Annotated in this window: 22 protein-coding genes and 1 pseudogene; 11 read left to right on the top strand and 12 right to left on the bottom strand. The window is 32.2% G+C overall.

Annotated features, from left to right (window positions below; genetic code table 11):
- Positions 1-322: 322 nt before the first annotated feature.
- Both BJG89_RS14800 and BJG89_RS07650 read right to left on the bottom strand, forming a co-directional pair.
- A pseudogene (locus tag BJG89_RS14800) lies at positions 323-559 on the bottom strand (helix-turn-helix domain-containing protein); the annotation flags it as partial.
- A gap of 15 nt (positions 560-574) precedes the next feature.
- Complete coding sequence (locus BJG89_RS07650) at positions 575-1243, bottom strand: cupin domain-containing protein (protein WP_232514166.1); 669 nt, start codon at positions 1241-1243, stop codon at positions 575-577.
- Between the two features lie 124 nt (positions 1244-1367).
- Between BJG89_RS07650 and BJG89_RS07655 the strand changes: the two genes are divergently transcribed.
- From BJG89_RS07655 to BJG89_RS07670, 4 genes are all read left to right on the top strand, one after another.
- A complete protein-coding gene (locus BJG89_RS07655; protein ID WP_096809742.1) occupies positions 1368-2234 on the top strand; it encodes a sugar phosphate isomerase/epimerase family protein in 867 nt (288 codons plus the stop codon).
- An 85-nt stretch (positions 2235-2319) separates the two neighbouring features.
- Entirely contained in the window at positions 2320-3210 is an 891-nt protein-coding gene (locus tag BJG89_RS07660; RefSeq protein WP_096809744.1) for a sugar phosphate isomerase/epimerase family protein, read from the top strand.
- Positions 3210-4364, top strand: coding sequence for a Gfo/Idh/MocA family protein (locus tag BJG89_RS07665; RefSeq protein ID WP_096809746.1), 1155 nt, complete (start codon positions 3210-3212; stop codon positions 4362-4364). The genes BJG89_RS07660 and BJG89_RS07665 overlap by 1 nt, the downstream gene beginning before the upstream one ends.
- Before the next feature lie 18 nt (positions 4365-4382).
- Positions 4383-5390, top strand: coding sequence for a Gfo/Idh/MocA family protein (locus BJG89_RS07670; RefSeq protein ID WP_096809749.1), 1008 nt, complete (start codon positions 4383-4385; stop codon positions 5388-5390).
- Between the two features lie 220 nt (positions 5391-5610).
- Here BJG89_RS07670 and BJG89_RS07675 read toward each other — a convergent pair whose 3' ends face one another.
- The gene (locus BJG89_RS07675; RefSeq protein WP_096809751.1) at positions 5611-5811 is read right to left on the bottom strand and encodes a Mid2-like cell wall stress sensor domain protein; all 201 of its coding nucleotides are present in this window, start codon (positions 5809-5811) and stop codon (positions 5611-5613) included.
- A 216-nt stretch (positions 5812-6027) separates the two neighbouring features.
- Here BJG89_RS07675 and BJG89_RS07680 point away from each other — a divergent pair, with 216 nt between their 5' ends.
- From BJG89_RS07680 to brnQ3, 5 genes are all read left to right on the top strand, one after another.
- Entirely contained in the window at positions 6028-6837 is an 810-nt protein-coding gene (locus BJG89_RS07680; RefSeq protein WP_096809753.1) for a VOC family protein, read from the top strand.
- Positions 6838-6859: 22 nt separating this feature from the next.
- The gene (locus BJG89_RS07685) at positions 6860-7063 is read left to right on the top strand and encodes a DUF6501 family protein (RefSeq protein ID WP_096809755.1); all 204 of its coding nucleotides are present in this window, start codon (positions 6860-6862) and stop codon (positions 7061-7063) included.
- Between the two features lie 159 nt (positions 7064-7222).
- Entirely contained in the window at positions 7223-8014 is a 792-nt protein-coding gene (locus tag BJG89_RS07690) for an ATP-binding protein (RefSeq protein WP_096809759.1), read from the top strand.
- A gap of 12 nt (positions 8015-8026) precedes the next feature.
- The gene (locus BJG89_RS07695) at positions 8027-9916 is read left to right on the top strand and encodes a vWA domain-containing protein (RefSeq protein ID WP_096809761.1); all 1890 of its coding nucleotides are present in this window, start codon (positions 8027-8029) and stop codon (positions 9914-9916) included.
- Positions 9917-10037: 121 nt separating this feature from the next.
- The gene (brnQ3, locus tag BJG89_RS07700) at positions 10038-11381 is read left to right on the top strand and encodes a branched-chain amino acid-like transporter carrier protein BrnQ3 (RefSeq protein ID WP_096809763.1); all 1344 of its coding nucleotides are present in this window, start codon (positions 10038-10040) and stop codon (positions 11379-11381) included.
- A 207-nt stretch (positions 11382-11588) separates the two neighbouring features.
- Here the strand turns inward: brnQ3 and BJG89_RS07705 are convergent, their stop codons facing one another.
- The 3 genes from BJG89_RS07705 to BJG89_RS07715 are packed head-to-tail and all read right to left on the bottom strand — an operon-like array spanning position 11589 to position 13663.
- Positions 11589-12722, bottom strand: a complete 1134-nt coding sequence (locus BJG89_RS07705) for a toxic anion resistance protein (protein WP_096809764.1) — start codon at positions 12720-12722, stop codon at positions 11589-11591.
- 28 nt (positions 12723-12750) lie between these two features.
- Positions 12751-13371 (bottom strand): 5-bromo-4-chloroindolyl phosphate hydrolysis family protein, encoded by a 621-nt coding sequence (locus BJG89_RS07710; RefSeq protein WP_096809766.1) that lies wholly within the window; start codon positions 13369-13371, stop codon positions 12751-12753.
- A gap of 22 nt (positions 13372-13393) precedes the next feature.
- Positions 13394-13663, bottom strand: a complete 270-nt coding sequence (locus BJG89_RS07715; protein WP_096809768.1) for an acylphosphatase — start codon at positions 13661-13663, stop codon at positions 13394-13396.
- 330 nt (positions 13664-13993) lie between these two features.
- Here BJG89_RS07715 and msaA point away from each other — a divergent pair, with 330 nt between their 5' ends.
- Complete coding sequence (msaA, locus tag BJG89_RS07720; protein WP_096809771.1) at positions 13994-14299, top strand: regulatory protein MsaA; 306 nt, start codon at positions 13994-13996, stop codon at positions 14297-14299.
- A gap of 184 nt (positions 14300-14483) precedes the next feature.
- Positions 14484-14684, top strand: a complete 201-nt coding sequence (gene cspA / locus BJG89_RS07725; protein ID WP_001831260.1) for a cold shock protein CspA — start codon at positions 14484-14486, stop codon at positions 14682-14684.
- 228 nt (positions 14685-14912) lie between these two features.
- On the opposite strand, the gene lysA is transcribed toward cspA, so the two are convergent.
- The 6 genes from lysA to dapA form a co-directional block, all read right to left on the bottom strand.
- On the bottom strand, positions 14913-16178 hold the full coding sequence (lysA, locus tag BJG89_RS07730) for a diaminopimelate decarboxylase (RefSeq protein WP_096809772.1): 1266 nt from the start codon (positions 16176-16178) through the stop codon (positions 14913-14915).
- 3 nt (positions 16179-16181) lie between these two features.
- Complete coding sequence (locus BJG89_RS07735; protein WP_096809774.1) at positions 16182-17255, bottom strand: alanine racemase; 1074 nt, start codon at positions 17253-17255, stop codon at positions 16182-16184.
- On the bottom strand, positions 17255-18409 hold the full coding sequence (locus tag BJG89_RS07740) for an amidohydrolase (RefSeq protein ID WP_096809776.1): 1155 nt from the start codon (positions 18407-18409) through the stop codon (positions 17255-17257). Before BJG89_RS07740 ends, BJG89_RS07735 begins: the two co-directional genes overlap by 1 nt.
- Before the next feature lie 215 nt (positions 18410-18624).
- On the bottom strand, positions 18625-19344 hold the full coding sequence (dapD, locus tag BJG89_RS07745; RefSeq protein WP_096809778.1) for a 2,3,4,5-tetrahydropyridine-2,6-dicarboxylate N-acetyltransferase: 720 nt from the start codon (positions 19342-19344) through the stop codon (positions 18625-18627).
- A 22-nt stretch (positions 19345-19366) separates the two neighbouring features.
- Entirely contained in the window at positions 19367-20089 is a 723-nt protein-coding gene (gene dapB / locus BJG89_RS07750) for a 4-hydroxy-tetrahydrodipicolinate reductase (protein WP_096809780.1), read from the bottom strand.
- Positions 20086-20973, bottom strand: coding sequence for a 4-hydroxy-tetrahydrodipicolinate synthase (gene dapA / locus BJG89_RS07755; RefSeq protein ID WP_096809784.1), 888 nt, complete (start codon positions 20971-20973; stop codon positions 20086-20088). The genes dapB and dapA overlap by 4 nt, the downstream gene beginning before the upstream one ends.
- Position 20974 lies beyond the last annotated feature (1 nt).

Genomic DNA, 20974 nt, shown 5'->3' on the forward strand with positions numbered 1-20974 from the left:
ATCCAGTATATGTAACACCGTCTTACATCATATTGCTAAAATTACATTTATAATGAAAATGCCACCTTTATTTATTCACTACTTTTTAACAGCGAACTCAATGTTTATCTCGTCTTTTTATATTCATTCGTTAGTGCAATTGAACTTCTTTATATTGTTGACTATTGCTGGATTTTAGATAGTTTAAGTTAGGCCGTATTAGACACTTTATTTAAAAACTTCATAATAAAAACAAACACTTATTTGACTTGTTAATGCTATTTGATTATTTTATGTTGTAATAAATATCCTAGTTAATTAAAAAAACGAGCATTGTATGACTTTACTTGCTCGTTTTATATATGTTTAATTGATTTTTCATTTTTTCACTATAACTATACTGCTGCAGATAGTTCCTTGGGCTGCAACCATAAGAATGTTTAAATCTTCTGTAAAAGTTAGAATAGTCTGTAAATCCACAGCATATTGCTACCTGTTGTGGATTCCCCCCATCTTTTAACATTCGTTGTGCGTTCTGTAAACGCAAATTCAATAAATACCGATAAGGTGGATAACCAACTAATTTAGTAAACTGTTATGTGATTTTATGACGACTTACAAAAAATTTATTTTCAAGATGTTCCAGTGAAATTTCTTTATTATAATTCAATTCCATATAATCTAACACTTGTCTCACTAAATGAGTAGAAGGGTCATCAACATTATCAGATGTATGCTCATTTTCTATAGCAACTCTATTGAGGATAATTAAAAACTGTGTTAGCAACGATTTACCTGCTAAATTTTTGCCAAAAGCATCATTATCTTGCTCGTTGATTAAGCCCTGTAATAAATAATATAATTCTCTTTTCTGCGATTCAGATAATTGTAATAAATTTTTGAATTTCGAAGATCGTTTATTAAAACAAATACTTAAATCACAGTTCTCAACAGAAAGTTCATTTAATATATTTGCATCAAACCTTAATCCAATACGTTCAGCGTGGCCATCCATTTGTTCATCTAAACGATGAAATTCAAACGGTGGAATAATCAGCATTGACCCAACATCTAAATTAAATGATTCTCCTTCTATGGTATAGCGCATATTTCCAGATAATGAAAAAAATATTTCATAATGATCGTGATAATGTAATTCATTCCCAAAATGACCGTCACTAATTTTATGCCATGCAGCATATTCGCCATCAAATGGTAAAGATACCGTATCAAATTGATGCTCAAAATCCCCTCTATTTTTCATTTGAAATTCCTCCTACTCAAAAAACATACTTTTTTCCCTTATTTACAATGTTGTTAATTTTCACTCAAATTATAATTATATTATAGCATTTAAACATTAATATTTTTAAGAAGGAAGGATAAAAATGACAACAAATCAAATTGGCGTTCAAATGATGATGCTCAAACAAAAAGTACAAGAAGAAGGATTATACAATGTGTTAAAGAAAGTTAGCAATTTAGGCTATAATGCTGTAGAAATATCTCAAATTGAAATGAATACTCAGAATATTGAAGAAATGAAACAAGCTATAAATGATTTTGGCATGAATATAGCCGCAATGTCATGTGGCGTAGAGGATATCTCAGAAGATCAAAAATATCCTGGAGATACGTTGAAAAATGACTTTGATAAAATTGTAGCAGATTGTAAAGCTGTAGATTGTTCTATATTAAGAATTGGTATGCTTCCAATCAATTATATGGGGACAAAAGAAAGTACACTTGAATTCGCAGAAATATGTGATTCTTATGCGAAAAGATTAAAAGAAGAGGGCATTGATCTATATTATCATGCACATAATTTGGAATTTGTTCAATATGACGGCCAATTTATGCTTGATTTAATGCGAGACCATACACACTATTTAGGGTTTGAATTAGACGTGCATTGGATTTGGCGTGCAGGGTTAAACCCTATTGAAGTTATACCTAATTATGCAAACCGGATTCGTGCAATACATCTTAAAGATTACCGTATTGGTGAAATAGATATGTCTCAATATCCAGGAGAAGGAAATGAAAAGGTATATTATATGCTACATATGATTACTCAATTCGCTGAATTAGGACAAGGTACATTACCGCTTAAAGAGATTATTGAAGTCGGTCGTGAAAGTGGAAGCGAATATTTCTTTGTAGAGCAAGATGAACTATATGGCGCAGATCCATACGATTGTTTAACTATAAGTCGTGACCACTTAAATGACTTAGGTTATCAATCTTGGTTTTAAAACTTTCAACACAATTTAAAGTTAATTCGTACTTAACACTAACATTAATGTAAGCGCTAACAAACAAAAACAAGGAGTTGATTCCATGCTTGAAAATATAGCAATTTCAGGGTTTTCAGATGAGATATCATCAAATTTGAATACACAATTAAAAACGGTAAACAAGTTAGGGATGCATTATATATCATTAAGAGGTATAGATGATAAAAATATCAGTAAATATTCAGTAGATATGATAAAAAACGACGTATTACCACGCTTAAGTAAATGGGATATAGGTGTATCATCAATCGGTTCTCCTATTGGTAAAATTTATGTGGATGATGAGACAGCGTTTCAAGAGCAATTAGCACAACTGAAAACATTGTGTGAAATAAGCCAATTACTCAATTGTCGATATATTAGAATCTTTAGCTTTTATATACCGAGAAATGAAGATTTCGATAAATACAAAGATAGTGTTATCGAAAAGTTAAAACAATTTGCGGAAATTGCAGAACAATACAACGTTATCTTGTTACATGAAAATGAAAAAGATATTTTCGGTGATATTGCGCGTCGATGCAAGCTTATTTTTGACGAAGTTGGCTCGACTCATTTCAAAGCCATATTTGATTTTGCAAATTTTGTACAATGTGGAGAAAATACACAAGCATGCTACGAATTACTGTCAGATTATATTGAATACATTCATATAAAAGATGCAGTATACAAAGATAATGTGAATGTATTATGTGGCACAGGAGATGGGCAAATAGAAAGTATTTTAACTCAAATATTTAAAGCTGGTTACAAAGGATTCTTAACGCTTGAACCTCATCTCGTTGTTTTTGATTCAATTAAAGATTTAGAATTAGAACATTCAACTGAAACAATTCAAAATTCTGTCGCAAAAGATGGGGCGGAAGGATATAAAATGCAATACGAAGCTTTATTACAAATATTAGCAAATATTAATAAAAAGGGGAATGTATAATGGAAAAAGTTCGTTTAGGTATCATTGGTTTTGGAGCACAAGGAAGTACTTACGCAGGATTTATAAACGAAGGTAAAATTCCACAATTAGAAATAGGGGCGATTTGTGATATTGATTCTGAAAAGCAAAATATAGTAGAAGAAAACTACCCAAATGTGCCTTTTTATGAAAATTATATTGATATGTTAGAAAGTGGAAGCATTGACGCTGTTGTTACTACTGTCCCTCACTATTTACACACAGAGATAGGTACAGAAGCTTTAGAAAGAGATATCCATGCACTTTTAGAAAAACCAGCTGATATATATGCTGAAAAAGTAAAAGAGGTTAGCGAATTAGCATCTTCAAAACCGCATTTAACATTTGGTATATTTTTTAATCAACGAACAAATCCGCTATATCAAAAAGTGAAAACACTGATTGATACTGGTGAAATAGGTAATATCCGACGTACTAATTGGATCATAACGACTTGGTGGCGCCCGCAAGCTTATTATGATCAAAGTTCATGGAGAGCTACATGGTCAGAAGAAGGTGGCGGTGTATTAGTAAACCAAGCTCCCCACCAAATAGACTTACTCCAATGGTTATGTGGTATGCCAAAATCTGTATTTTCAAATATTAAATATGGTTACCAACGCGAATTGAGTGTAGATGATGATGTTACTACCATTTTAGACTATGGTAATGGGGCAACCGGCGTATTTATTACATGCACCCATGATGTTATTGGTACAGACCGTTTAGAAATTACTGGCGATAAAGGAAAAATTTTAGTAGAAGATAGTAAAAAGATCACTTTAACGCGTTTAAAAGAATCCGAAACAGAAATGAATCAAAATATGACATGGCAAGAAGCATCTAAAATATTCCAAGGCAGTGGATTCGAAAATATTTACGACCAAGAAATATTTGAATTTGATAGTGTATGGGGTGAACAACATATAAATGTATTAGAAAATTTCGCTGCAAACATTAAGGATAATACACCATTGATTGCGCCAGGTAGCGATGGTATCAACAGCGTCAATTTAGTAAATGCCATTTATTTATCTAGTTGGACAGGTCAAGAAGTAGCCGTCCCCGTAGATCCTGAAGCGTTTAAAAATGCGTTACACGCTCAAATTCAAAACGAACAATCAGAACAAAGATAAACATATGGAGCTGGTATTATGTTAAAAATTGGAATAATAGGCTTAGGTGATATTTCAACTGTACACTTAAATGTGATTGAAGCTAATCCTCATGTCGAACTAACTGCTGCATGTGATATAGATACAACTTTACAAGTTAAAGTTCCAAATGCGCATTTCTACACAGATTTATATCAAATGTTAGAGCAAGAAAATTTAGATTGTGTACATATTTGTTTACCTCATTATTTGCATTTGCCTGTGACAACAGCTTGTGTAGAAAAAGGGATACATGTATTGCAAGAAAAGCCATTATCCCTCAACGCAAAAGAAGGTTTAGAATTAATACAATTAGAACAAAAAAATCCTGATACGAAAATATGTGTATGTTTTCAAAATCGATATAACGAGACTTTCCAAACTTTACAGAGAATTGTTCAAAGCAAAACATATGGTGAGATAATCGGCATTAAAGGGTTAGTTACATGGTTTCGTCCTGAGTCTTATTATACTGACAAACCATGGCGAGGTAGTATGAAAACTGCTGGCGGGGGCGTATTGATTAATCAGGCGATACACACGTTGGATTTAATGCAATTACTCTGTGGCAAAGTTAAATCAATTAAAGGCAGCACATCACAATTATTGGATTATAATATAGAAGTGGAAGATACTGCTTCTGCTCATATTAAGTTTGAAAACAACGCAAACGGCATGTTTTTTGCTACCAATGCTAATGTCGGTAACTCAAGCATTGAACTCCAAGTTATTTTTGAAAATGAAAAATGCACTATTAAAGATAATATACTAACACGTGTAAATGAAGCAGGTTATAAAACTCAAATCATTGAAGATAAAAAAGCATCGGGTACAAAATCCTATTACGGACCAAGTCATGACACTTTAATTAATCAATTCTATGATTGTATTTTCGAGAATACGCAAAATTATATAAACGTTAAAGATGCATTACCGTCTATTGCAATCATCGATGCGATACAAAAATCTTCTCAAACAAATGAAACAATACAATTCGAAAGTGTATAAACGTTATATAAATAAAGATAAGCAAAAAGTGAGATAGAAGTTCTAATGAATTCTATCTCACTTTTTATACAAAATTTAAACGACTAATGCGATTCAGTTAATACATCATAAAAACAAAAATAGAAATAAGCACTATAAATTTGTTCATTACTTCTATTTTTGTTAAATATACCGTATATAATAATTTAAAATGATGCACCGCTACTTCTATTAAATCTAACTATGCAATAAATACAAATAATTCAATGATTGCTAGAACTAAAAATACTAGGAAAACGACACCGTAAATATTATTTTTCTTAATACTTTCTTTACTTGCTTTTTGCTGTTTTGCTTTATTATTTATATTTGAAAAGAAAGTAATTCCAGAATACACTGCAATGAGCACTGTGATACCAAATAAAATCCATGTACCAACCATATTAAAACCTCCTTATTTGTAAAATAATATTATATTATTTGCGAATAAAAATAATAATTCCTAATATATATCCATATTAATACATTTCTTCTATTCCTCCAATGTCTAAAAATTACAATTTTGTAAATAGTTATGCAATCAAATACTTCATCATACAAATAAATCGCAAAATAAGTTATAATATATTGAAAAGATATGAATAAAGGGGTTAATATAATGAATGGTCTTAGAAGTGTTACTACAGGGACAAATGATTTAGTAAAAACCAAAGCATTATTTTCAGGTATACTTGGACTAAACGTGGCAAATAAAGGACAAGCCTTGCGTTTTGGTGATGCCGAATTAAATTCCGGTACACGTATACATTTTGTAGAAGTGCCGAACTATATTAACAGTAATAATCATATTGAAAACATTGGTTTAAGAGTACCCAGCGATGAAGGAATTGAAGAATATCAATCTATTTTAGAAAAAAACCAAATTACTCATGGGGAAACTACAGACTTAAATGGTCACAAGTGTTTCAATTTCCAAGACCAAAATAGTCAAACATTTAATATTTATTCCAATGAACATAATACAGGAACGCCATTAGGTATGCCTGCTTTTGAAAGTAATGTAAATCCGTTGCATCAAATACAAGGTCTAGGGCCAGTTATGATAAAAGTTAATGATTTCGCATTGACACAATCCATTCTGACAAAAGTCTTTGGTTTAGAACATTTTGCTGAATACGTATCTAGTGATAATGCTGAGTTCAATATGCAAGTATTTCGTATAGGAGATGGCGGTCTAGGTGGCGAGTTACATATCCATGCTTCACCAGATGAAATAAAAATGCCTGAACATGGTATATTAGAACAAATTGAATTTGGTACTGAATCTAAGTCTCAATTTCAACACACTATAGAACAACTTGAATCTATAGGGATTCCTTACCAAACGTTAGACCAAGATGGAGAAAGATCGGTACGTATTACTGAAAAAAGTGGTATCACCTTCATCTTAACGTTAGAAATTTCATAATAGTAAAGAGAGGATTTTATATATGTTACACGAAACTTGGAAAGATAATACACCAATCAAAAAAATAGAAGTTATTCATACAGACGCACAAAAATTCACTGTAGCTGATATGCTAACAGTAGGAAAACAATATGATGTAATAAACGAAACTGAAGAATACTATCAAATTGTCGATAATTCTGGTCTTGTTGGCGGCTATTTTAAAACTTATTTTAAAGAAGTTTAATTTAATGTGTTTCACATGTACTAAATATAGAACGAAACTTTAAATATGGATGATTTGAATAGGACTAGGGCGAAAATATAAACCGTTATTTAAGCCCCAGTCTATTTTTAATGATATAAATTTTGATGAATTATTTATTTTTAAAAGGAGTATTAAACCATGACAAATTCACAATATATAAACAGAGACGAAACTGTTTTTAATGATGCAAAATCATTAATGAGATTGAATAAAAACATTCTTTTGAAGGGACCAACAGGTTCAGGTAAGACAAAACTTGCCGAAACTTTAGGAGAAACGCTCAATCGTCCTATGCACCAAGTCAATTGTTCAGTAGATTTAGATGCAGAAAGTTTATTAGGATTTAAAACAATCCAAACAAATGAAAACGGCACACAGGAAATCGTATTTATTGATGGCCCAGTCATTAAAGCTATGAAAGAAGGACATATTCTATATATAGATGAAATAAATATGGCGAAACCAGAGACATTACCCATTTTAAACGGTGTGCTAGACTACCGTAGAAAATTAACAAACCCATTCACTGGAGAAGTCGTAAATGCAGCACCAGGATTTAATGTAATTGCTGCTATCAATGAAGGATATATCGGGACGTTACCAATGAATGAAGCACTCAAAAACCGTTTCGTAGTCATTCAAGTTGATTATATTGACGGTGATATTTTAAGTGATGTAATCAAAAATCAAAGTCAATTATCAGACGATGCTACTATACAAAATATTATTAAATTTAATGCAGATTTACGCACGATGACAAAGCAAGGACAGATTTCTGAGGAAGCGGCTAGTATTCGTGCTTTAATTGATTTAAGTGATTTAGCAACTGTGATGCCTATTGAACGTGCTATTAAACGAACAATTATTGATAAATTAGAAGATGAACGTGAACAACAAGCTATTTTAAACGCAGTTGAATTAAATTTTTAGTGAGGGATATTTATGAGCGATCGTTTTATATTATTTAATGATGAACAGCTAGATGCTAAACAAGTCATGATGCTTCAAGATTTAGCTCGATTATTGTTAAAAAATGAACAGACACAAGTTAAAATTCAAAAATTCCCATATTACGATCCAATCAATAATATGTTAATTACAAGTTCTTTTTGGTCCCATAGAAGTAAAGACATTGAAACTAACGGCCTTAAAACAGATGTAATGCTTGCTGCTTATGGTTACCAAATGATGGATGAATCTATTGTCAACGAAGTAATTCATAATCACACATTTAACCATCCTAAATTTTACCAACAGCTATTTAAATTATTAGAAGATAAACGTGTGTTAAATGAAATAGTTAAACTTCGTCCATCTACTCAATCTGCTATACAATTACGTAACCAAATCAGACTAAACTACACGCACACTCAAATTAATGTCTATAAGACAAAAGCAACATTTACAGATTTACTATTCTTATATTTGGAAGCATCATTTTTAACAGAAAATTTTTACGACATACCTCAAATCAGCCCAGAAATAGATGACATTTTAACAAACATGTACCAATATCTACCCAATTTTTTCTATAACAATTCATCAGAAGATAATATGTATTTAGCTGAACGTATAATGTTCCAAATCGATGATATATTAAAAGAAGACATGTTAAACGAATATTATCATTTACCTAAAAAGGTATACGAATCTATCCATAATCTTAATTTTGAAGATTTAAAACGAACTGACGCGAGTAATACGGATAAAGCTTCTAATGAAAACCACGAGGATGACGTCGTAAGTGAAGAAATTGAATCAAATTATCAAGATAGTTCGTCGCAAGGTGGTGCTTATTTAGAAATGGAACTTCATGAAGGGGAAAATAGTGACGTCCTAGGAGATAATGATACAGCTCGAGAAGGTGATACGAGTGATGATATGACGGATATGCAAACTAAAAAAGGTAAAGGTTCGTCTAATCATATCGAAAGTGATGAAGGTGGTTCCGTAGGGAATAATTCTGCCTTTGCTTTAAAAGGCATTAATGAAAATGTAGAAATTAAATGGAATGTCCCAGATATTTTACCAGAATATAAAGATTTGTATAATAATGTTGAAAAAGAAGTCCAATTTGAGACAAAAGATTTAACACAAATCATAAAAAAAACAATAAATAGAGAATACCAAGATGAACGTCGCAATTTAACTAAAGGGCGGCTCCAAAAAAACTTATTAAATTGGTTTATCGACGATCAATATAAACTTTTCTATAAAAAACAAGATTTAAGTCAAACCTTTGACGCCACGTTCACACTATTAATTGACGCTTCAGCAAGTATGCAAGATAAAATGTCAGAAACAATTAAAGGCGTTGTATTATTTCACGAAACTTTGAAATCGTTAAATGTGAAACATGAAATTCTAGCTTTTAATGAAGATGCTTTTGACGCTGACGATTCAAAACAGCCTAATATTATTGATGAAATTATTTCATATGACCATTCTATAATGACACAAGATGGTCCAAGGATTATGGCGTTAGAACCTCAAGATGACAATAGAGATGGTGTGGCTATTAGAATTGGGAGCGAAAGATTAATGCGTAAATCTCATAACCAACGCTTCTTAATTGTATTCTCAGATGGTGAACCATCTGCTTATAACTATAGTCAAGACGGGATACTCGACACTTATGAAGCTGTGGAAACCGCTCGTAAAATGGGTATTGAAGTGTTTAATGTATTTTTAAGCCAAGATTCTATTACTGAAGATATTGAAGAAACAATTCATAATATTTATGGAAACTATGCAATTTTCGTAGAAGGTGTAGAAAACCTACCGAGTCATCTTGCACCATTGCTTAAAAAATTATTATTAAAATCATTTTAAAACGTACTTTTTTTATTATATCGAACATAAATTTAAATATTCTGAATTTTATATAGACTACTTCTCATAAATCGTGATAGAATAGTAAATATTATTTTATAGGCAAGAAGGAGAACAATTTATGAATAAAAATACATGGATTATAGGGTTTACTTTGTTTGCTATGTTCTTTGGTGCTGGTAACCTTATATTCCCACCGAATTTAGGTTTAGATAGCGGTCAATATTTTTGGCCTGCAATTTTAGCATTTGCTTTAACGGGAATTGGTTTACCTCTATTAGGAGTAGTAGTTGGTGCTTTAGACAAACAAGGATATATCGGTTCTTTAAATAAAATTTCACCCAAATTTTCAGTAATATTTTTAATCATTATTTATTTGACGATAGGGCCACTTTTTGCGATACCTCGTACCGCATCAACGTCGTTTGAAATGACTATTACGCCGATTACTCATACAAATAGTGCATTAGCTCTATTGATATTTACAGTTATTTACTTTTTAATCGTATTATATTTATGTATTAATCCAAATAAAATGATTAACCGTATCGGTTCACTACTTACACCATTATTACTAATTACCATATTAGCAATGATTATTAAAGGATTTGTCGATTACGGTAGTAATGCACATAGTCAATCTGCTGAAGCTTTCACTTCTAATTTTTCTGGGTTTTCTCAAGGATTTACAAATGGTTACTTAACTATGGATGCCATTGCAGCAATTGCCTTTTCTATGATTGTAGTTAATGCAGTCAAATCAACTGGTATCTCGCATGCTAACCAAATTTTCAAACAAACACTTTTAGCAGGTATTATCGCTGCAATTGCACTTATGTTTATTTATATTTCCTTAGGCTTTATAGGTAACCACATGGCAGTGCCGCAAGAGAAAATAGCTAGTTTAACTGCGAATGATCAAAATATTGGTACTTATTTATTAACGACAATGGCTAGTACGGGATTTGGAACTTTTGGTAAATACTTATTAGGTATTATCGTCGCACTTGCATGTTTAACAACTGCCTGTGGGTTGATTGTATCTGTTTCAGAGTATTTCAATAGAATATTCCCAAAAATTTCATATAAACTTTATGTAATCATCTTTACGTTAATTAGTTTTATTTTAGCTAACCAAGGATTGAATTCAGTTATTACAATGTCTGTTCCTGTGTTAAGCATTGTATATCCAATTGCAATTACATCCGTGTTATTAATATTGATTGCACGTTTTGTACCAACAAAACCAATTGCGCAACAAATCCCTGTGGCAGTGGTGGCAATCGTTTCAATCTTAAGCGTTATTCACACACAAGGTTGGATTAACATAAGTATTATTGATAGTTTACCATTAAAAGATTATTCATTAGAATGGTTCCCAATAGCTGTTATCACAACAATCATTGGCTATCTCGTATCTTTAATGCTTAAAAACCAACAAACAATAGTTTATGAAAAAGAATAGTTAAATCAAATAGGAGGCCGAGACAAAATAATGTCTTGGCCTCCTTTATAATACAAGCAGTAGAGGGGTTATTTAAAAATATTCTTATGCCAAGTTTTTGATAGAAATACTTTTTCTGAGGTACGTCTTAGAAAAAAGATAATCTCAATCTCGTTTTATTTGTAAGTTGTCTACATATTTATATCACGTTCATTTTTTACGTAATATTTATTTGTTGTTTTTCATATCAAGTAATTGGTTTTTCATTTCTGTTTCTAACTCATTTAACTCAGTTTCAGCTTGTTTGCGTTTGTTACGACCTTGTTCTTGAATTTGTAATGTTTGCTCAATCGTGTCAATAATATCTTGTTGTGTCGTTTTTAATGTTTCAATATCTACGACACCGCGCTCATTTTCTGTAGCTGTAGCAACAGCGTTTTGTTTTAATAACTCTGAATTTTTGAGTAATAAATCATTTGTTGTATCAGTAACTGCTTTTTGTGCTGAAACTGCATTACGTTGTCTCATAAGTGTTAAAGCAATCGACATCTGATTTTTCCATAATGGGATGCTTGTTAAAATTGAACTTTGAATCTTTTCAGCTAGTGCGTGGTTCACGTTTTGTATCATTCGAATTTGTGGTGCAGTTTGAATAGCAATTTGTCTTGATAATTGTAAATCATAAATACGTTTATCTAATCTATCAACGAACTGTTCCATATCTGATACTGCTTGAACATCCATTTGATTATTAGTTGATTCAGCTTGTGACCTTAGTTTAGGTACTTCTTCTTGTTGTAATAAATGTTGTTTTCTTTTAGCTGCTTCAATATATAGGGTTAATTCATCAAAGTAATCTTTATTTAAATTATATAATTCATCGAGCATCTCTATGTCTTTATTTAAATTATTTTTATGCTTATCTAATTCGATAGAGATACGATCAATTTGTGAACCTACTGATTGCATTTTAGAGAATATTTCATTAACCGAAGCTTTAGTGCGTCTAAAAATACGTTTTAACTTAGACTGATTTTCCGGATTTAATTCATCAGGATTAACAGATTTAAGCTTACTCATCAATCCATTTAATGATTCACCTACAGGCCCTACATCCGTTGTCTTCACTTCGTTTAAAATACGATGTGAAAATTGAGACATATTGGATTGTGCAGCTGTACCATAGTTTAATAAAGTATCATTATCCATTGGTTTTATTTGTTCACTCAATTTGTCAATTTTCTGCTGATCTTCTTGAGAGTGTTGTTTTGTGCTGTTGATAATCTCTGATTCATTTGTTGTCTGTTCATCAATATATTTATCCAATGGATGCGAATTTAAAAAGTCTTGTTCTCTAACCATTTAATTCCTCTCCATTTCATCGTGTATATTATTTATGTCTTTTTTGTTCAATTTTGTTCAATTCCATTTCTATATCTAATTGACTATAATCTTCTTCGTTGATTCTTTTTAAGTCTGCTACTAAAGTACGTTTAACTTCATCTAGAGTAATACGCGTTTGTGCTAACTTTTGTTTTTCTTCTTCAGACTTTTTTGGTGACTTTGATAATCTCGTATAGGCTTCAATTAAATTCAATGCATTATCGATATGAGAGTAAAAGAAACTCTCTACTTTGAAAAACGTTCGTGGCTGTTGTTTAACTGCATAATATATAGCTCGTGTGATCCGATATATTTCATTGACTTGCTTAAAATCTTTAATTGATCTTACATTAACAAAAGATTTTAAAATTCTTCTTATTTTATCTTGAGCGTTATTTAACTGACTATTGATAAAATGATAATCTCTACGTGATAAGCCAATTTCTTTTAAATATTTTCTAGAAGTTAAACGTTGAGTAGGGAAGTAGAACACTACAAACGCTACCGCAGAAATAAGAAAATCAAAAATAAAATATACGTCTAATGCAAATACACTAGCAATCCATGCGATAACAGCTATTGGAAAAGCAATAATGGCCCCGTAAATACGCGAAATATTGTATCTCAAACTTCATCTTCCTTTATAATGTTTATAATGTTCTAAAATTTTTCCATGATGGGTTAGTTTCAATTTCTTCAATCTCATAATCTTCTATATGAGAAGCAGGTGAAGCACCCTCAATTACAGCATTGGTAAACGATGTTAACGAATTTTTATCGCCTTGGGCGTAAATGTCTACATAATCAGATACGTTTTGTACAGTACCTACAATATTATATTTTCTAGCTATCTTTTCAGTATAATAGCGAAAACCGACACCTTGCACTATACCAAATACTTTAATATGTTTGCATTGCATATAATCACCTCTTATTATCATTATACGAAATTTTAACTTACAAAACTAATATTTTTGTTTGGATAGTAATTGTCTATCGGCCAAAAGTATGAAACAGATAACTTGATTTTGTTCATGATACATTTAAAATATTATACATAGCTATTAATCAAATATAATAAGCATAACGACAATAAGACTTATTTTTTATATACAATACATATATGTAATGCGTGTGAACAAGTGAGTTCTAATAAAATAAATTTAATCATTCTAAAATAATGATGATACTATAAGTACCGTATACAATACTGGTATTTTTTAAGTTAAAGATGAAAGGGTGTAATTTACATGTGGACAGTTGCAAAGATTCGAGCTGATTATGAAGGCTGGTGGTTATTTAGTGACTGGACTGATCATATCGTCGAACAATATCATTTTGATAATTATGAAGAAATGTTAAGTTACTACCAATCAATAATAGGAAATAGTAAGCAGTTTTACGATAATTATTTAGTTGGCAAATACAATATTCATGCATTTTATAATAATTGTGAATTAGGTTTTTGTGAAGATTGTGATGAAGATTTACAGATTTTTTATAGTTATATTGTTTTAAATAATAATGAAGTTTATTATAAATTACCTATTATTTAAGAAATAGTTTTTTCACAATTGCATTGCATTTTTAGTTAAAATAGCTTATAATATAAGTCAAGCAATTGTTTTATTCCATATTGCAAAGAATATTGTAAAACAGATTTAGACTGTGAAATTGTATTTTTTGTAATATGCGAATAATGCATATTGAATGAATATTAGTCTTGGAGGTTTCACATTTATGAAACAAGGTACAGTAAAATGGTTTAACGCTGAAAAAGGATTCGGTTTTATCGAAGTTGAAGGAGAAAACGACGTATTCGTACACTTCTCAGCTATTAACCAAGAGGGTTACAAATCATTAGAAGAAGGTCAATCAGTTGAATTTGAAGTAGTTGAAGGCGACCGCGGTCCTCAAGCTGCAAACGTTGTAAAACTATAATATAGATTGCAATATTGACTTATCAAAGAACCTTGTTAAAGGTTCTTTTTTTTATAGCCTTCTTGCGATGAGCTAGGGGGCTTAATGTATGTCCTCTTCTATGAATAGCCGTTATATTTAATTACGGTGGCTTATTGTATACATAATACATATTATTTCATATCAGTATAAACTAAATGAAAAGTGGTTCCATCAACCTAAAGTAGGGGATAGAACCACTTTTTTAATTTATTTAGTATCATTTATAATTAATTGTCTTAAAGATTGACGTTTAATGACTTCTCTTGCTTTACTATCTTTCAAGAAGAATACTGAGGGCTTTTGCATTTGGTTATAATTTGAAGCCATTGAGTAGTGGTATGCACCTGTAGATAAGATAGCTAAATAATCCCCACGTTTTACTGTGCTAGGTAATTGGGCATCTTTAATAATAATATCTCCAGATTCACAAAGTTTACCTGCAATGGTTACAGTCTCATCTTTCGGGTCATTTCTATTAATTAACAAAGCTTCATACTGAGCATCGTATAACGCTGTACGAATATGGTCGCTCATACCACCATCTACAGACACATATTTATTAACATCGGGGATGTTTTTAATTGTACCTACTTCATATAGCGTTATACCTGCTTCACCAACAATAGATCTTCCTGGTTCGATTCCAATTTCTGGGAGTGGGTAGTCAAACTGCGTAGAAAATTGTTTAATAGCATCAGTAATCTCAGTTATACCGGTTTCAATAGGGAAACTTACATCTCCTTCAACATACTTAATGCTAAACCCTCCACCTAAGTTAATCAGTTCAACTTTTATATCATTTTCTTTCAACCATTGAATTACAATTTTAGCAGTTTCAATCATAGCTTCTGTACCTTCAATTTGTGAACCTACATGGAAATGGACACCTTTTAACTTCAAGTGTTTTGAGTTTATTACTTTTTCAACGCCTTGAATCGCTAAACCATGTTTGATTGATAAACCAAATTTACTATCTTCTTGCCCAGTTTGAATAAATTCATGTGTATGTGCTTCAACACCTGGGTTTAACCGTAATACTACATTTACTGTTTCACTTGCATATTTATCAATCAGTTCAATTTCTTCTAAAGCGTCAATCACAATATATCCTACTTTACTTTCTAACGCGTATTGAATTTCATGCTTTGTCTTATTATTACCATGAAAATGAATATGCTGGGGATCGAAACCAGCCTCTAAAGCTGTATATAACTCTCCCTCAGAAACTACATCAAGTTCAAGGCCTTCTTCTTGGACTAATTTCACCATTTGTAAACAAGTAAACGCTTTAGAAGCATATGAAATACTGTATTTTAAATTACTTTTTTGAAAGGCTTGATGAAATCGTTGCATTTGTGCCCTAATTTGATTTTCATCATAAACGATAGTGGGGGTGCCAAAACTCTGTGCTATTGTTTTAAGACTAGTGCCTCCCATTGTAAGCTCGCCATAACTATTATATTCTACTGCCATAATTTATCTATACTCCTTTATTAGTGAGTCATGATTCATTGCACTTAACTGTTCAGAATTCGCGCCAACGCCTTTAAACGTAAATTCATCAATGCGAATATCATTATTATATAATAATACTTCATCCTGTGCATGAACATGATGATCTACTTCAACAAACATATGACTCATCATCAGTGCACGAATGGGATAACGTTTGCCATTGATAAGCGCCTCATGTTTGGCCCTCGATTTAAGGATACCATCTCCATAGCCAATATCAACTACTGCTAATTGTGTATGATTGTGCGTAGCTTCAAATGCAAAGCTGTAACCACAATAATCACCTTCATTTACTTCACGTACTTGAATGACATTGCCTTTTACAGTCAAAGCTTGTTCAATGGATTTTTCATCAATTGTAGCATAAGGTCTTGAACCGTATAATGCTATACCCACACGAGCGTGTGTATGATTTTCAAAAACACCATGTTCTCTATAATAACTTGCACTATTTTGCGCATGTATCATATCAAATTGATAACCTTCATCTAACAAGTTTTTAACAACCGTTAACCACGCTTTACGTTCTATATCATATTCAGGCACGTCAAATTCATCTGCATAACCAAAATGCGTCCATAAACCTGTAATGTGCACTTTCTCATTACTTTTATCATTACGATGGTGAATGAGTACTTCTCTTATTTCATCAATGGTTTTCAAACCAGAGCGATGTAATAAATTTTCATATTCTAAATGAACTTCAATACCTTTTAAATCTTCTAAATGCTGATAATAAAATGCTAAAGATGGCAATGTCATTTGAATTTGGTTATCACGTACTTTATCAAATTCATATACAGCATTCATTAAAAATATAGTTGCGTTTGGCGCTAATTGTCGTATACGTATAGCTTCTCTTAAAGAAGTTGTACTAAACGTATTGATGCCTGCTTCTAAAAATTGATTAACTGCAAATTCCAATCCATAATGATAAGCATTGTTTTTTACAACTGCCATAAGTTGATTATTTTGAATTACTTTTAGCGCATTATTATAAAATCTTTCAGTGTCTACAGACCAAATTGCTGTCATTATGCTTCCACCTCGCCATAAGATTTTAAAATAGCTTCATAATAATCTGCAATCTTAATCAACATATATTCATTAAAGTTTAAATGAGCGGTATGCAACCCAGTTACATATCCTTTCGACACGTCTCGCACACCAACAAATACAAAATAACTTGGAGCAAGTTGACTATAAAAACTAAAATCTTCACCAAATAAATACGGTGTCGGTTTATCAATAATTGTAAAACCAGCATTTTCTAAGCCATGTTCAACATGCTTGCGTAGTTTTGGCGCATTATATGTAGGTGGATAGCCTTCTTCAAACTTCACTTCACAATCTACATTAAACAATAATTTGACACTTTCAGCAATCGTCTTCATTTGTTGTTTAACTGATTCTAAATCATTGATATCATAAGTTCTTATCGTACCTTCTAAATATCCGTTACTTGGCACTGTATTGATCGCTTCTCCAGCTACAAAGTGTCCCATATGCACAATATTTCTTTTTAATCCATTTAAATGGAATTGCTGTATTTGACCGACTTGACTTAATACATGTTGTAAGGCTTCTCCAGCTGAATAACCTTGCTCTTTATCCGCTACGTGGCTAGACAGGCCAGTTAAGTAAAAGCGATATTCGGTCGCACTTGCCGTAATTTCTTCATCTCGAATTACAACATGGCCTTCGTCTTCAAACGGCATAACATGGATACCAAACACTGCTTCTATAGGGTAATTTTCAAACGCACCTGCACGAATTAAACGGTTTGCGCCGCCGCCGGTTTCTTCAGCTGGTTGGAAAATAAAAACGATATTTTGAGGCAATGTCCCTTGATCTGCCATAGCTTTACATCGTTTAACAAATAACATTAACACAGTTGTATGTCCATCATGGCCGCACGCGTGCATCACATTATCAGTTAAACTTCGATAGGGAACATCATTTTCTTCAAAAATAGGTAACGCATCTATATCTGCGCGATAAGCAATTGTATGTTTTCCATTACCTGGAAGGTATGCAATTAATCCCGTATCAAGAGGGCGCTTATACTCAACGCTAAGATTATCTAAAAATGCTGCGATATAGTCTGTCGTTTCAAATTCTTGTAGGCTTAATTCTGGATGTTGATGCAAATGACGTCTATGTGTTGTTACAAATTCTAACTCATTCATTAAAATCAAATCCTTCTAGTTTATTAATTTGTTTAAACATAAAACTAAATCAACGTCTAAACTTTTATGTATAAAAAAGAGGAGGTTAGACGAACATCATAAATTGATATATACATATAAATTAATGCGTCTATCAATCATTAGATGTTATTTCGTCATAAACCTCCTATATAAATATTTTAATTTCAGCTTCTATTTATCATTTAAATCAATTATTAATCATTTAATTTTCTTAAAGCTGAAACAATTTCACGTTTTGAATCTTCTACTTCACTTGTTTGTTTAATGACTTTAGCTGGTGTGCCTGCAACTACCGAACCAGCTGGTACTTCTTGGGTCACAATTGCACCGGCTGCAACGATTGATCCTTTACCAACACGAACACCTTCCAAAATAACTGCATTCGCACCGATAAGCACATCATCTTCAATTATAACTGGTGAGGCACTTGGTGGTTCAATTACACCAGCTAATACTGCACCAGCACCAACATGAACATTTTTACCAGTAGTAGCACGACCACCAAGTGTAGCATTCATATCTACCATAGTACCTTCGCCAACAACTGCGCCAATATTGATAGTCGCACCCATCATAATAACTGCACCATCTTCAATAATAGCTTGTTCACGGATAAATGCACCGGGTTCTATACGTGCATTCGTATTTGTTAAGTCTTTCAATGGGATAGCTGAGTTACGACGATCCATTTCAATTTCTAATTCATCAATACTCGATTGATTATTTTCATAAAACTGTTTCCAATCATCCGCTTCACAAAAGATAACCTTTGAATCAGAACCGCCAAAAACTTTAAAACTTTCAGGGAAGGTTACATTGTCAAACTGCCCATTCACATGAACTTTAAGGGGTGTCGATTTCTTTGCATCACTTATATATTGAATAATCTCTTCTGCCGTTAAATGTTGTACCATAATTTAATTCTCTCCTTAGTGATTATAAATTATCAAATGTGTAAAAATCATTTGATTTATGAATTAATTTTTCTGCTGCGCCTATTGATCCATTAGCAAATATATCTTTTGATTGAGCACGATGCGTGATTTCAATTGTTTCATCCGTTCCCGCAAATAAAACATCATGTTGCCCCACAATAGTTCCACCTCGGACCGAATGTATACCAATTTCCTCTTGTGTACGTTTTGCATTTGTTTCATGTCTATCATACACAGGCGTCGTTTTATCGCGTAATGACTCGATCACATCATATAATTTCACTAATGTGCCACTAGGTGCATCTACTTTCTTATTGTGGTGTGCTTCTGTAAGTTCAATGTCGAAATCTTGAAGTAGTGGGACAGCCGCTTCTAAAATTTTAGTTAGCGCATGGACACCGTAACTCATATTCGCACTGAAAAATACTGGCATTTTACTGCTAAGTTCTTTTAATTTTTCAACGATTTCCTCTTTTTCCCCGGTTGTTGCAATTACCAATGGTAGTTTAAATTCATCATCTAATAATGGTAACAATAACTCTGGATTTGAGAAATCAATTGCAACATCTGCATCCTTAGCGTCTGAAATACGTTCAAAAATCGGGTAAGGATACGTTTTTGATGAATCACGTACAATTACACCTACGACTTCATGTCCCTTTTCTTCGGCTAATCTGGCCACGCGTTGATTCATGGCACCATAACCTATTAAAATGATTTTCATGCTTGGTCACCTGCTTTAAATTGTTCATATGCTTGTTCTAATGTTTCACGCTCAGCATCTTGTAATTTCACTAGCGGAAGGCGTACTTCATAATTACCAAAACCTTCAACTGCAGTGAGCGCCTTAATTGGAATAGGGTTAACATCAATTGCTAAAGCGTCTAATAATGTTTGAATAGGGTGAAATTGTACTTCAATATCTTCTCCCTTTTGCTTAGCATTATATAATGATTGGAATGCGTTTGGTATTACATTTGAAGCTACTGAAATAACACCGTGACCACCTTTATCAAAATAGTCAACGACATTATCGTCATTTCCACTATATAAAGCAAAATGATTTAGATCTAAACGTTTTTTTAGTTCGTCCATATATTCAAAATCATTAGTAGCGTCTTTTAAGGCTACAATATATTCATTATCACTCAAAGTTTCAACCGTTTCAGGATTAATCGTCATATTTGTACGTGATGGTACATTATATAAAATGACTGGTAATTTCACTGCATTAGCAATAGTAGTAAAGTGTTCAATTAAACCGCGTTGATTCGTTTTATTATAGTATGGCGTGATAAGCATAATACCATCTGCACCAATTTCTCTAGCACGTACTGAAGCTTGTATAGACTTTTCAGTATTGTTTGTACCTGTACCAGCAATAACTGGTACTTGGCCATTTACATAATTCACAACTACTTCTAAGACTTGGTCTTTTTCTTCGTCTGTTAACGTTGGATTCTCAGCTGTAGTGCCATTAACCACAATACATTTTGCATCGTTTTCTAATAAATATTTTAAATGTCTTCTCAGTGCATTTAAGTCTATTTCATTATGTGTAAATGGTGTTGTTAAAGCGACACCTACACCTTCAAATATATGTCCCATA

It is taken from the genome of Staphylococcus nepalensis (genome assembly GCF_002442935.1).
Classification (GTDB): Bacteria; Bacillota; Bacilli; order Staphylococcales; family Staphylococcaceae; genus Staphylococcus; species Staphylococcus nepalensis.